We start from the raw sequence: 12,276 nt of genomic DNA, 5'->3' as shown, positions 1-12,276 counted from the left end.
CCATGACCACCACCGCCGCCTCCCCGAAGGCGCGCCGCCCCGAGCCGGCGCAGCGCCGCAGGAGATCGAAGCTGACCCTGCGCAACACGCTGCTGGGCTGGAGCTTCATCCTGCCGAACTTCGTCGGCTTCGCCCTGCTGACGCTCGTGCCGGTCGTCACGCTCTCCTACATGTCGCTGACGAACTGGAACATCTTCGGCACGGCGAACTGGGTGGGGCTCGACAATTTTGAGCGGCTGCTCGGCGACGGGAGCTTCCGCATCTCGTTCGTCAACACGCTCTACTACGCCACGCTGCACATCCCCCTGACGATCATCGCGTCGCTCGGTCTCGCGCTGCTGCTGAACAATAAGCTGCGGGGAGTGGCGTTCTTCCGCACGGCGGCGTTCTTCCCGTACATCACCTCGATCGTCGCGATCGCGGTCGTGTGGAACCTGCTCTTCAGCCCTGAGTACGGACCGGTCAACGAGATCCTCCGCGCCGTCGGCATCGCCAACCCGCCCGGGTGGCTCACCTCGTCGGAGTGGGCGATGCCCGCCGTCGTCATCGTCAGCACCTGGCGCGACATGGGCTACTACATGATCCTGTTCCTCGCGGGCCTGCAGACCGTCCCGCGCGAGCTCTACGAGGCTGCTCGCATGGACGGCGCGAACGCCTGGGAGCGCTTCGTGAACGTCACGCTCCCGTGCCTGCGGCCGACGATGTTCTTCGTCACCGTGATGCTCACGATCAACTCGTTCAAGATCTTCGACCTGATCCTCGTCATGACCGAGGGCGGGCCGGGTCAGTCGACGCTCGTGATCTCGCAGTTCATCTACCGCAAGGGATTCGAGGAGAACCAATTCGGCTACGCCTCCGCGGCCGCCGTGGCGCTCTTCTTCCTCTGCATCCTCGTGACCATCCTCCAGTTCATCTGGAACAAGCGGAGGAACGTCTGATGACGAATCTTCTCGTACCCCAGGACGACCGCCGTGCGCTGCGCAAGATCGCGGCCGACGGCCTGCCCGACGGCCACCGGCCCGACACGGTCTCGCCCCTGCGCCGCATCGGTCGCATCGCCGGCTACATCGCGCTGATCATCGCCGCGGCGGCGCTGCTGCTGCCGTTCTTCTGGATGATCATGAGCTCGCTCAAGACGGCCAACGAGGTCTTCTCGGTGCCGATCCAGTGGATCCCCGAGGTGTTCGTCTGGCAGAACTACGTCGACATCTGGAACCAGTCGGGGATGCTGACCTGGATCCGCAACACGCTCGTGCTCGCCGTCGTCGTCACCTTCCTGCAGGTGCTGACCGGCTCTTTCGCGGCCTACGGCTTCGCCCGCATCCGCTTCCCCGGCCGCGATGTGCTGTTCCTGGCCTACATCGGCACGATCGCGGTGCCGTGGCAGTCGTACATGATCCCGCAGTTCATCCTGCTGTCGAACGTCAAGGTCTCGAACACGCTGTGGGCCATCATCCTCATCCAGGCGTTCGGCGCCTTCGGGGTGTTCCTCATGAAGCAGTTCTACGAGACCATCCCCGAGGAGCTGTCCGAAGCCGCGCGTCTCGACGGCCTGAGCGAGTACGGCATCTGGCGCCGCATCATGCTGCCGCTGTCGGTGCCGGCGCTCGCGAGCCTCACGCTCCTGACGTTCGTGAACACCTGGAACGACTACCTCGGTCCGCTCATCTACCTGCGGAACCCCGACCTGTGGACCATCCAGCTCGGGCTGAAGAGCTTCGTGAGCAACCTGTACGACACCAACTACGCCCTGCTGTTCGCGGGACTGGTCATCTCGGTGGTGCCGATCGCGATCATCTTCCTGCTCGGGCAGAAGTACTTCGTCGAGGGCATCGCGACGAGCGGGATGAAGGGCTGAGGCCGTGAAGCGCATCTCGCACAACACGTACGCCACCGTCTTCGGCGTCGTCTACCTCGGACTCATGACGAACCTGCTGCTGCTCGCGTCGTGCCTGCCGCTCGTGGTGCTGCTGGTCATCACCGACCCCGCGCTGTCGTGGCCGATGCTCGCCGTCGTCGCGCCGCTATGTGCGCCGGGCATCACGGCGGCGTTCGCGACTTTCCGCGCTCACGGTGAGGGCGAGGGGCAGGTCGTGCGGACGTTCGTCCGCAGCTGGCAGCGCTCGTGGCGCAAGGCCCTCGCGCTGGGAGCGGTGGTCGTGGCCGCCCTCGTCGTCGTGCTCGTGGACGTCCGCTTCTTCGCGCCGCTGCAGGCGGGTGTCGCGGTCGTCCCGGCGCTCGGGGTGCTCACGCTTCTCCTGCTCGCCACGGCGCTCGTCGCGTTCGCGGCGCTGGCCGAGGAACCGGACGCCTCCGTGCGCTCGATCGCACGGGCGGCGGTGTTCCTGAGCGTCCGGCGGTGGTGGCTGAGTCTCGTGTCGCTCGCGGTCATCGGACTGCAGGCGGGACTGTTCGTCGCGATGCCGGCCATCGCGATCGGCCTCACCTCGGCGCCTGCCCTCTATCTCGCCTGGGCCAACGCCCGCTACATCCTGCGTCCGGTGCTCGGCGACCCCGAGCCCCAGACCGTCTGAACCCGAAGGAACCCCTCGACATGACTTCCCTCCCCGGAACCGACCTCGGCGCGTCCGCGGGCACGGCGCCCGCCGCCATCGAAGCGGCGATCGACGGCGCCCTGAGCACGCTGCGTCGCAACATCGAGACCTTCGGCCCGACGTACCCCGACGACACGACGCGCGACGACCGGTACCCGATCCGGCCCGCGGCAGGCGGGTTCCCCGCGGGGGCCAACCGCGGGTGGACGACCAGCTTCTGGCCGGGAATGATGTGGATCGCGTGGGAGATCACCGGCGACACCTTCTTCCGCGATGCCGGGCTCGCCCACGCGGCGGACTTCGCGCGGCGCCTCCGCGACGAGGACGACCTCGACACGCACGACCTCGGGTTCCTCTACAGCCTCGCCTCCGTCGCGCCCTACCGGCTCCTCGGCGACGAGGATGCCCGCGAGACCGCCCTGGCGGCCGCCGATCGCCTCATGCGCCGGTTCCTCGAACCCGCCGGCATCATCCAGGCGTGGGGCGACCTCTCCGACCCCGCGCAGCGCGGGCGCACGATCGTCGACAGCCTCATGAACATGCCGTTGCTCACCTGGGCGGGCGAACAGACCGGCGAGGAGCGCTTCGCCGATGCGGTGCGCCGCCACACGACCCAGCTGCGCACCCACATCCTGCGCGACGACGACACCACCTTCCACACGTTCTACTGGGACCCCGAGACGGGCGAGCCCCTGCGCGGCGCGACCGAGCAGGGCGCATTCGACGACTCGTGCTGGGCGCGCGGTCAGGCGTGGGGCATCTACGGCTTCGCGATGAACCACCGCGCGACCGGCGACCCCGCCCTGCTCGAGGCGTCGCGCCGCTGCGCCGAACGCTTCCTCTCGCACCTCCCGAGCGACCGGGTCCCCTTCTGGGACATGGTCTACACCGATGGCGCGGATGCGCCCCGCGACAGCTCGTCCGCCGCGATCGCGGTATCGGGGCTGTTCGAGCTCGCCGGCGTGCTCGGGGACGGACCGGATGCCGATCCGGATGCCGCCGCGCGCTACCGTGCGGCGGCCCATGAGATCCTCGCGTCGCTCATCGAGAACTACACTCCCGAAAGTCCCGAGGCCGCCGATGCGGTGCTCCTGCACAGCGTCTACGACCTGCCGAAGTCGGTCGGCGTCGACGAGGGCACGCTGTGGGGCGACTACTTCTACCTCGAGGCCCTCGTGCGTGCAGCGCGCCCCGGCTGGAAGCCGTACTGGTGAGGCTCGTCCGTTACCGCGCGGCCCGCGCGGCCGATGCCGAGGGCGCCGTCCGGTCGGGCGCCGTCGTCGCCGTGGACGGTGTCGACCGCGTCGTCGACCTCGGCCCGGCCACGCTGACCGACCTGCTCGCCGCCGGCCGCGACGCGCTCGACCGCGCGGCAGCGCGTGCGGACGTCGCCGATCCCGCGCTGTCGTCGGTGCGGCTCGAAGCGCCCGTGCGGCCCGGAAAGATCCTCTGCCTCGGCTACAACTACCGCGGGCATGTGCCCGACGGCGTCGACCCGGCCGCCGATGACCCCGCGGTCCCCGACGTCTTCGTGAAGACTCCCAACACCCTCGGCGGGCCGGCCGACCCCGTCGTCGTGCCCGCGGTCGCGGACGACGTCGACTACGAGGGCGAGGTCGCCGTGGTCATCGGGCGGCGGGCCAAGGATGTCGACGAGGCGACCGCACTCGAGCATGTCGCGGGCTACACGATCCTCAACGACGTCTCCGACCGCTCGTGGCAGCGGCGGCAGAGCCAGTGGGCGATGGGGAAGTGCTTCGACGGCTTCGCGCCGCTCGGGCCGTGGCTCGTCACGCCCGACGAGGCGGGAGACCCGCAGGACATGCTCGTCGAGGTCGTCCGCGACGGCATCGTGACCGTCTCGCAGTCCACCGCCACCACGATCTTCTCGGTCGCGCGCGTCGTGTCGTATCTCAGCAGCGTCATGACGCTCGAACCCGGCGACGTCATCTCGACCGGCACCCCGCAGAAGCTGCCCGACGCGCAGACCGCCCATCGCCCGCTGCGTCCCGGCGACGCGGTCACCGTGCGCATCGAGCGCCTCGGCGAACTGACCACCACCTTCATCGGAGGCCCCGCATGATCCTCGACTCCTTCCGGCTGGACGGCCGCGTCGCCCTCGTCACCGGTTCGACCCGCGGCCTCGGCCAGGGCGCAGCGCTCGCGCTCGCCGAGGCCGGCGCGGATGTCGCGCTGCTCGACCGCGGCGACGCCGCCGAGACGGCAGATGCGATTACCGCGCTCGGCCGCCGCGCCCACCGGATCCGCCTCGACCTCGGCTCCGCGACGCCGGAGCAGCTCGCCGACGCGGTCGCCGAGACGCTCGCCGAGCTCGGCGGCATCGACATCCTCGTCAACAACGCCGGCATCATCCGTCGCGCCGCCGCGGCCGAGCACCCGGCAGCCGACTGGGACGACGTCCTCGCCGTCAACCTCGACGCCGTCTTCCACCTGTCGCAAGCTGCCGGGCGCCGCATGATCGCGCAGGGGTCGGGACGCATCATCAATGTCGCCTCGATGCTGTCGTTCCAGGGCGGCATCCTCGTGCCCGGCTACGCCGCCTCGAAGCACGCGGTCGCCGGTCTCACCAAGGCGCTCGCGAACGAGTGGGCCGCGTCGGGCGTGACCGTCAACGCGGTCGCGCCCGGGTACATGGCGACCGACAACACCGCGCCGATCCGGGCCGACGCCGGGCGCGAGGCATCCATCCTCGCCCGCATCCCCGCAGGCCGGTGGGGCACCCCCGGCGACCTGCAGGGCGCCTTCGTCTTCCTCGCCTCGGATGCTGCCGCCTACGTCACCGGCGCGATCGTGCCCGTCGACGGGGGCTGGCTCGTCCGTTGAGCCGATCCCCGTTCTCCCCGCTCCATCACCGGCATCCCGCCGACTCGCCCCCAGAAGGGAACCCCATGCAGCAGCGTTACGCGACCAACCCCGCGCAGATCCCCGGCATGACCACCGCCGACCTGCGCGAACAGTACCTCGTGCCCGAGGTGTTCGTCCCGGGTCAGATCACCGTCGTCTACACCCACCACGACCGCATCGTCCTCGGCGGCGCCGTGCCGGCCGGGCGCGAGCTGGTGCTTCCGGGCTACCCGGAGATCCGCAGCGACTACTTCCTGGAGCACCGCGAGGTGGGCATCATCAACGTCGGTGGCACCGGTACGGTGACCGCCGACGGCGAGGTCTACACGCTCGTGAAGGGTGCGTGCCTGTACCTCGGCCGCGGCATCCGCGACGTCGTCTTCGCCGACGCGGGCGAGCGCGAGGAGGGCGGCGCGTCGACCGGGGCGCAGTTCTACCTGTTCTCGGCGCCCGCGCACACCGCCTACCCGGCGGCGCTCGTGTCACCGGGTGAGGGGACGGTGCGCGAGCTCGGCGACCAGGTGACGAGCAACCGCCGCACGCTGAATCAGTACATCCACGAGAACGGCGTGCAGAGCTGTCAGATCGTCATGGGCGTGACGACGCTGCACGAGGGCTCGATGTGGAACACGATGCCCGCCCACACCCACGACCGTCGCACCGAGTGCTACCTGTACTTCGACGTGCCCGAGGACGCCCGCGTCATCCACCTGCTCGGCGAGCGGGAGGAGACCCGGCACCTCGTCGTCGCCGACCGGCAGGCGATCATCTCGCCCAGCTGGTCGCTGCACTCGGGCGTCGGGACCTCTGCCTACTCGTTCATCTGGGCGATGGCCGGCGAGAACCAGGCGTTCGACGACATGGATGCCGCTCCCGTCACGACCCTGAAGTGAGCCGGCCCGTGCAGGGGGTGCTGCGTGGGGCGCTGCTGACGGCGGGCGAGACCATGGCGATGGTCGCGCCGGCTGCGGCGGAGCGCCTCGAGCACGCCGAGGTGTTCCGCATCGACGCCGGGGGAGCGGAGTCGAATGTCGCCGCGCACGCCGCCGCGCTCGGTCAGCTCACCGCGTGGTTCTCCCGGGTCGGCGACGACGCCCTCGGCCGGCGCGTCGTGTCGCGGGTGGGTGCGCGCGGCGTCGACGTCTCGAGCGTCATCGTCGACGCCGATCACCCGACCGGGCTCTACCTGAAGGATCCGGGGCACGGCGTCGCGTACTACCGGGCGGGGTCGGCGGCCGCGCAGCTCTCGGAGGCCGATGCGGACGGTGTGGGGTGGGACGGCGTCGCCGTGGTGCACGTCTCGGGAATCACGGCCGCGCTCGGCGGCACGGCGCCGGCGTTCCTCGACCGCGTCATCGCCCGCGCCCGCGACGCCGGCGTCGCGGTCAGCTTCGACGTCAACCATCGCGCGGCGCTGTGGTCGGCCGACGCCGCCGCGACGCCGCTGCTCGCTCTCGCGCGCCGAGCCGACATCGTCTTCGTCGGCCGTGACGAGGCCGAGACGTTGTGGGGTGCCGCGACGGCGGACGCTGCGCGCGAGCTCCTGCCCGAGACGGCGCAGCTCATCGTGAAGGACGGCGGCGTGGGGGCGACGCTGTACTCCCGCGACGAGCGGACGTTCGAGCCCGCCCGCGTCGTCGACGTCGTCGAGCCGGTGGGAGCGGGCGACGCGTTCGCCGGCGGCTACCTCGCGGCGCTGCTGGCGGGCGCCGCTTCCGCCGAGCGGCTGCGGGCAGGACACGACCGTGCCGCCCTCGCGATGGCTACCACGGGCGACTTCCCCGACGACGCGGCGGGGTCATCCGTCGCCGACATCCCGTTCGAAAGGACCTCCCCATGACCGCGTCTTTCGTCGACCACGCAACCACCGACCAGGCCGCCGCGCTGGATGCCGTCTTCGCGGGCGCCCCGCTGATGGCGATCCTTCGGGGCATGGGGCTCGAGCGCTCGGTGCGCCTCGCGACGACCGCCTGGGACCTGGGCATCGACTCGGTCGAGGTGCCGCTGCAGACCGACGAGGACGAGCGGGTGCTGCGCGAGGTCGCCCGTCTCGGTGCCGAGCGGGGCAAGGCCGTGGGAGCCGGCACGATCCTGACGCCCGCGCAGGTCGCCGTCTCTGCCGACGCCGGCGCGGCGTACGTCGTGTCGCCGGGCCTGGACCCCGACGTCGTCCGGGCCGCCCGGGAGCGCGGCATCCCGATCCTGCCCGGCGTCGCGACGCCGAGCGAGGTGCAGCGCGCGGTCGCCCTCGGGCTGACCTGGCTGAAAGCGTTCCCCGCCCAGTGGCTCGGCGCGGACTGGTTCCGGCACATCCGCGGTCCGTTCCCCGGGGTTCGGTTCGTCGCGACCGGCGGCATGGACGCCACGAACGCCGGGCTCTTCCTCGACGCCGGCGTGCGCTTGGTGGCCGTCGGCTCTGCCCTGGAAGACGAGTCGCAGCTGCCCCGCCTGGCCGAGCTCCTCGCGCGCTGACGCGAGCGTACGGCTTCGCCGCGAGCGCACGGCCTGCGCGCGCTCGAAGGCCGTGCACCCGGCGCCCGGCCGTGCATTGGGTGCGACGCGGGGATGACATCGCTCAGGGGAGGACGATGACCTTGCCCGCGATGCCGCTCTCGGCCGCCTCGGCGTGCAGTGCGGGGAGCTCGACGAGGGGGATGCGCCGCGTGACCTCGACGGTGAGCGCGCCCTCGTCGACGAGGCGGACCACCTCGGCCAGCCGGTCGCGATCGCGGCGGACGAACACCGTCGCGGCCCGGACGCCGCGCGCCTCGTCGTCCGGGGTGGCCATGAAGGCCGTCGTGCTGACGACCGCGCCGCCGTCGGCGACGGCCTCGACATAGGCCTCGAACAGCTCGGGCTCGATCGGGGCGAGGTTCAGCAGCACGTCGACCGGTCCGTCGATCGCGCCCAGCACGTCGGTCGTGGTGTGGTCGATGATCTGGTCGGCTCCGGCGGCGCGGACGGCGTCGAGGCTGCGGGGGCTCGCGGTGGCGATGACGTGGATGCCGGCGCGCTTGGCGAGCTGGACGGCGTACTTTCCGACGACACCGCCGGCGCCGACGATCAGCACGCGCTGGCCCGACTCGAGGCGGCCGTCGTCGAAGAGAGCCTGCCACGCGGTCAGCGCGACGGAGGGCAGCGCGGCGGCATCGGCGAGGGGGATGCTCGTGGGCGCGGCGACCACGGCGTCGGCGGGGGCCAGTACGAACTCCGCCGCCCCGCCGTCGCTCTCCATGGGCAGGAACGCGATGACGGCGTCGCCCACGGCGAGGCCGGTCACGTCCGGGCCGACCGCGTCGACGTGCCCGGAGACGTCGTACCCGGGCACGTGGGGCAGCTCGATCGGGATGGGGAGGAAGCCCGCGCGCATCCCGCCGTCCGCCGCGTTGTACGCCGATGCGGCTACTCGGAGGCGGACCTGACCCGCGGCCGGCTCGGGGCGGTCGATGTCGACGACCTCCAGGACGTCGGGGCCACCGGTCCGAGAGAACTGCAATGCCTTCATGATGTGATCCTTTGCGTTAAGTGCTTCGAATTCGAAGCGATACGAGGAACGTAACACTACTTCGAATGTGAAGCAACAGGTAGGATCGAGCCCATGACAAACGCGCCACGCTCCCTGACGTCGACGCAGCTGGAGGCCTACCTCGCCTTCACCGAGGTGGGCAGCCTGCTTCGCCCCGCCGTCGAGACGCAGCTGAAGGATGCCGGCGGCCTGAGCTACGTGCAGTTCCAGCTGCTGGCGCGGCTGAACGACGCCCCGGGCGGCACCCTGCGCATGACCGACCTCGCCGACGGGGTGGTGTACAGCCGCAGCGGACTGACCTACCAGGCCACGCTGCTCGAGCAGCGCGGATACGTCACGCGGTCACCGTCCGTCGACGACGAGCGCAGCACGGTGGTCGCCCTGACGGGTGCGGGGCGCGATGTGCTCGCCGCTGTGTTTCCCGGTCACATCGAGACGGTGCATCGGCTGCTGTTCGCGCCGCTGTCGGACGCGGATGCCGCCGACCTCGCGCGCATCCTCGGCAGCGTGACGACGCATCTGCGCTCGGCGCCGCCGCGTTCGGCATCCCGCCGTCGTCAGACCTGACCACCGCACTCGCGCGCCGAGTGAACGACTTCTCCGCGAGAGCACGGCCTGCTCGCGCTCGAAGGTCGTGCACGCGGCGCTCGGCCGTGCATTGGGTGTGATGCGAGGATGCCCCTTCAGGCGCCGAGCGCGGCCGAGACCACGGCACGGGCCTCGGCCTGCACCTCGGCGAGGTGCTCGGGTCCGCGCAGGCTCTCGGCGTAGAGCTTGTAGACGTCCTCGGTGCCCGAGGGGCGCGCGGCGAACCACGCGTGCTCGGTCTGCACCTTGAGGCCGCCGATCGCTGCACCGTTGCCCGGCGCGTGCGAGAGCTTCGCCGTGATCGGCTCGCCCGCCAGCTCGGTGGCCGTCACGGCGTCGCCCGACAGCTTGCCGAGTGCGGCCTTCTGCTCGGGCGTCGCCGCGGCGTCCACCCGCTGGTAGGCCGACGCTCCGAACTGGGCCTCCAGCTCGGCGTAGCGCTGCGAGGGGGTCTTGCCGGTGACCGCGAGGATCTCCGCGGCGAGCAGGCACAGCAGGATGCCGTCCTTGTCGGTCGTCCACACGCTGCCGTCCTTGCGCAGGAACGACGCCCCCGCCGACTCCTCGCCGCCGAAGGCGACGGAGCCGTCGAGCAGACCCGGCACGAACCACTTGAAGCCCACGGGAACCTCGCGCAGCTCGCGGCCGAGCGACTCGGCCACGCGGTCGATGATCATCGACGAGACGAGGGTCTTGCCGACCGCGGCATCCGCCGGCCAGCCGGGGCGGTTCGCGAAGAGATAGTCGATCGCGACGGCGAGGTAGTGGTTCGGGTTCATCAGCCCGGCGTCGGGCGTCACGATGCCGTGGCGGTCGGCGTCGGCGTCGTTGCCGGTGAGGATGTCGTACTCGTCGCGGCGCGCCACGAGCGCGGCCATCGCCGAGGGCGACGACGGGTCCATGCGGATCTTCTCGTCCCAGTCGAGCGTCATGAACTTCCAGGTCGGGTCGACCTCGGGGTTCACGACCGTCAGGTCGAGACCGTAGACCTCGGCGATGAGCGCCCAGTACTCCACCGAGGCGCCGCCCAGCGGGTCGGCCCCGATGCGCACGCCCGACGCTTTGATCGCGTCGACGTCGATGATCGTGGCGAGGTCGCGCACGTACGCGTCGCGGAAGTCGTACTGGCCGAGCGCGTCGAGGTCGATGTCGGCGTGACGGGTGCGGTGCACGCCCTCCAGGCCGGCGGCGATGAGCTCATTCGCGCGGTCGGCGATCCACGAGGTCGCGTCGGTGTCGGCAGGTCCCCCGTGCGGGGGGTTGTACTTGAAGCCCCCGTCGCGCGGCGGGTTGTGCGAGGGCGTCACGACGATGCCGTCGGCGCGGCCCGCGTCGTCGAGCGCGCGCCCCCGGTTGTAGGTCAGGATCGCGTGGCTGAGCGCGGGCGTCGGCACCCACGAGTCGCGGGAGTCGACCCGCACGTCGACGCCGTTCGCGACGAGCACCTCGATGGCGCTGCGCTCGGCGGGAAGCGACAGTCCGTGCGTGTCGCGACCGAGGAAGAGGGGTCCTTCGATGCCCTGCGCGCGCCGGTAGTCGACGATCGCCTGGGTGGTGGCGAGGATGTGATCCTCGTTGAAGCTCGTCGACAGCGACGAACCGCGGTGGCCGCTCGTGCCGAACGCGACGCGCTGCCCGGGGACCGCGGCATCCGGCTTCCGGTCGTAGTAGGCGGCGATCAGCTCATCGATGTCGATGAGGTCGGATGCTTCTGCGGGCGCTCCTGCACGGCTCATGGTGCTTAGTCTGCCCGTTTCCGGGCGCGGCGGTGACGGATTGACACGGCACTCACGGCCGATCCTGCGCGTTCGTGGCGGCGAGCAGCGCGGTGAGGACCGCGCGGAGCGCGGGGGAGTCGGCCTGCGAGCGCCGGTGCACCGCGGAGATGTCGCGCGTCGACGCGGGAGCTGCCGTCGGCACGGCGACGAGGTCGGGCCCGAGGTCGCCGCGGCCCAGACGCGGCACGAGCGCGACGACGGCTCCGGTTCGGGCGAGCTCGAGGTGGTTCTCGAACTCCATCGACTCGTACAGCACCCGGGGCGCCCCGCCGACGCCGTCGAACAGCCGCCGCAGCCACTGGCGGCAGATGGTCGTGTCGAAGGTCGCGACCCACTGCTCGCGCGCGAGGTCGGCCGGGCGCAGAACCTCGCGGCCGGCGAGCGGATGGTCGCGATGGAGGATGACGTCGGCGACATCCGTGAACAGCGGAGTGACGACGAGGTTCTCGGGGATCGCCAGCGCGACGCCGCCCCACTGATGCACGATGCCGAGGTCGCGCTGGCCGGAGGCGACGAGCGCCACCGTCTCCCACGGCTCGCTCTCCCGCACGGGCAGACGCAGGTCGGGGTGGGCGCCCGCGAGCTCCACGAGCACGGGAGCGAGCAGCCCGCGCACGACGGTCGAGAACGCGGCGAGGCGCAGCTCGCCGGTGACTCGGCCGTCGTCGTCCGCGCCCACGCCGGCGTGAAGATCGGCGCGCAGTCGCTCGAGGTCGGCGAGGATCGGGGTCGACCCGACGACGAGCTGCGTCCCGGCCGCCGTGAGCGCGACACCGCGGCCGACCCGTTCGAGCAGCGCGACACCGGTCTCGCGCTCGAGGCGCTTGATCTGCTGCGATACCGCCGAGGGCGTGAACCCCAGAGCGGATGCCGCCGCCGCGACGCTGCCTTCCCGTGCGACGGTCCGCAGCGAGTGGACGGCATCCAGATCGATCATGAAGCGATGCTACCGATTCAAGGGGAC

Annotated in this window: 13 protein-coding genes; 10 read left to right on the top strand and 3 right to left on the bottom strand. The window is 71.2% G+C overall.

The window, feature by feature from the left end:
* The first annotated feature begins 2 nt into the window (after positions 1 to 2).
* The 9 genes from CI089_RS15825 to CI089_RS15785 all read left to right on the top strand — a co-directional run bounded on the left by CI089_RS15825 (position 3) and on the right by CI089_RS15785 (position 7,892).
* The gene (locus CI089_RS15825; RefSeq protein WP_094262369.1) at positions 3 to 938 is read left to right on the top strand and encodes a carbohydrate ABC transporter permease; all 936 of its coding nucleotides are present in this window, start codon (positions 3 to 5) and stop codon (positions 936 to 938) included.
* Positions 938 to 1,858: a carbohydrate ABC transporter permease gene (locus CI089_RS15820; RefSeq protein WP_094262368.1), complete on the top strand. Its 921-nt coding sequence runs from the start codon at positions 938 to 940 to the stop codon at positions 1,856 to 1,858. Before CI089_RS15825 ends, CI089_RS15820 begins: the two co-directional genes overlap by 1 nt.
* A 4-nt stretch (positions 1,859 to 1,862) precedes the next feature.
* Positions 1,863 to 2,534, top strand: a complete 672-nt coding sequence (locus CI089_RS15815) for a DUF624 domain-containing protein (RefSeq protein ID WP_094262367.1) — start codon at positions 1,863 to 1,865, stop codon at positions 2,532 to 2,534.
* A 20-nt stretch (positions 2,535 to 2,554) separates the two neighbouring features.
* Complete coding sequence (locus CI089_RS15810) at positions 2,555 to 3,769, top strand: glycoside hydrolase family 88 protein (RefSeq protein ID WP_094262366.1); 1,215 nt, start codon at positions 2,555 to 2,557, stop codon at positions 3,767 to 3,769.
* Positions 3,766 to 4,638 carry a fumarylacetoacetate hydrolase family protein gene (locus CI089_RS15805; RefSeq protein WP_094262365.1) on the top strand — a complete coding sequence of 291 codons (873 nt, stop codon included), beginning with the start codon at positions 3,766 to 3,768 and terminating at the stop codon, positions 4,636 to 4,638. The genes CI089_RS15810 and CI089_RS15805 overlap by 4 nt, the downstream gene beginning before the upstream one ends.
* Positions 4,635 to 5,399 carry a 2-dehydro-3-deoxy-D-gluconate 5-dehydrogenase KduD gene (gene kduD / locus CI089_RS15800; protein ID WP_094262364.1) on the top strand — a complete coding sequence of 255 codons (765 nt, stop codon included), beginning with the start codon at positions 4,635 to 4,637 and terminating at the stop codon, positions 5,397 to 5,399. The genes CI089_RS15805 and kduD overlap by 4 nt, the downstream gene beginning before the upstream one ends.
* A 65-nt stretch (positions 5,400 to 5,464) precedes the next feature.
* On the top strand, positions 5,465 to 6,313 hold the full coding sequence (kduI, locus tag CI089_RS15795; RefSeq protein WP_094262363.1) for a 5-dehydro-4-deoxy-D-glucuronate isomerase: 849 nt from the start codon (positions 5,465 to 5,467) through the stop codon (positions 6,311 to 6,313).
* The gene (locus CI089_RS15790) at positions 6,310 to 7,260 is read left to right on the top strand and encodes a sugar kinase (RefSeq protein WP_256978055.1); all 951 of its coding nucleotides are present in this window, start codon (positions 6,310 to 6,312) and stop codon (positions 7,258 to 7,260) included. The genes kduI and CI089_RS15790 overlap by 4 nt, the downstream gene beginning before the upstream one ends.
* Positions 7,257 to 7,892: a bifunctional 4-hydroxy-2-oxoglutarate aldolase/2-dehydro-3-deoxy-phosphogluconate aldolase gene (locus CI089_RS15785; RefSeq protein ID WP_094262362.1), complete on the top strand. Its 636-nt coding sequence runs from the start codon at positions 7,257 to 7,259 to the stop codon at positions 7,890 to 7,892. The genes CI089_RS15790 and CI089_RS15785 overlap by 4 nt, the downstream gene beginning before the upstream one ends.
* A 103-nt stretch (positions 7,893 to 7,995) precedes the next feature.
* Here the strand turns inward: CI089_RS15785 and CI089_RS15780 are convergent, their stop codons facing one another.
* Positions 7,996 to 8,925 (bottom strand): NADP-dependent oxidoreductase, encoded by a 930-nt coding sequence (locus CI089_RS15780; RefSeq protein ID WP_094262361.1) that lies wholly within the window; start codon positions 8,923 to 8,925, stop codon positions 7,996 to 7,998.
* Between the two features lie 93 nt (positions 8,926 to 9,018).
* Between CI089_RS15780 and CI089_RS15775 the strand changes: the two genes are divergently transcribed.
* Complete coding sequence (locus CI089_RS15775; protein ID WP_094262360.1) at positions 9,019 to 9,513, top strand: MarR family winged helix-turn-helix transcriptional regulator; 495 nt, start codon at positions 9,019 to 9,021, stop codon at positions 9,511 to 9,513.
* Positions 9,514 to 9,629: 116 nt separating this feature from the next.
* Here the strand turns inward: CI089_RS15775 and pgm are convergent, their stop codons facing one another.
* Together pgm and CI089_RS15765 are read right to left on the bottom strand one after the other, a co-directional pair.
* Positions 9,630 to 11,270: a phosphoglucomutase (alpha-D-glucose-1,6-bisphosphate-dependent) gene (pgm, locus tag CI089_RS15770; protein WP_094262359.1), complete on the bottom strand. Its 1,641-nt coding sequence runs from the start codon at positions 11,268 to 11,270 to the stop codon at positions 9,630 to 9,632.
* A 52-nt stretch (positions 11,271 to 11,322) separates the two neighbouring features.
* Positions 11,323 to 12,249: a LysR family transcriptional regulator gene (locus CI089_RS15765; RefSeq protein ID WP_094262358.1), complete on the bottom strand. Its 927-nt coding sequence runs from the start codon at positions 12,247 to 12,249 to the stop codon at positions 11,323 to 11,325.
* Positions 12,250 to 12,276 lie beyond the last annotated feature (27 nt).

Source organism: Microbacterium sp. Yaish 1 (assembly GCF_002245215.1).
In the GTDB taxonomy this organism is placed as follows: Bacteria; Actinomycetota; Actinomycetes; order Actinomycetales; family Microbacteriaceae; genus Microbacterium.
This window is presented reverse-complemented; position numbering and strand designations above follow the sequence as displayed.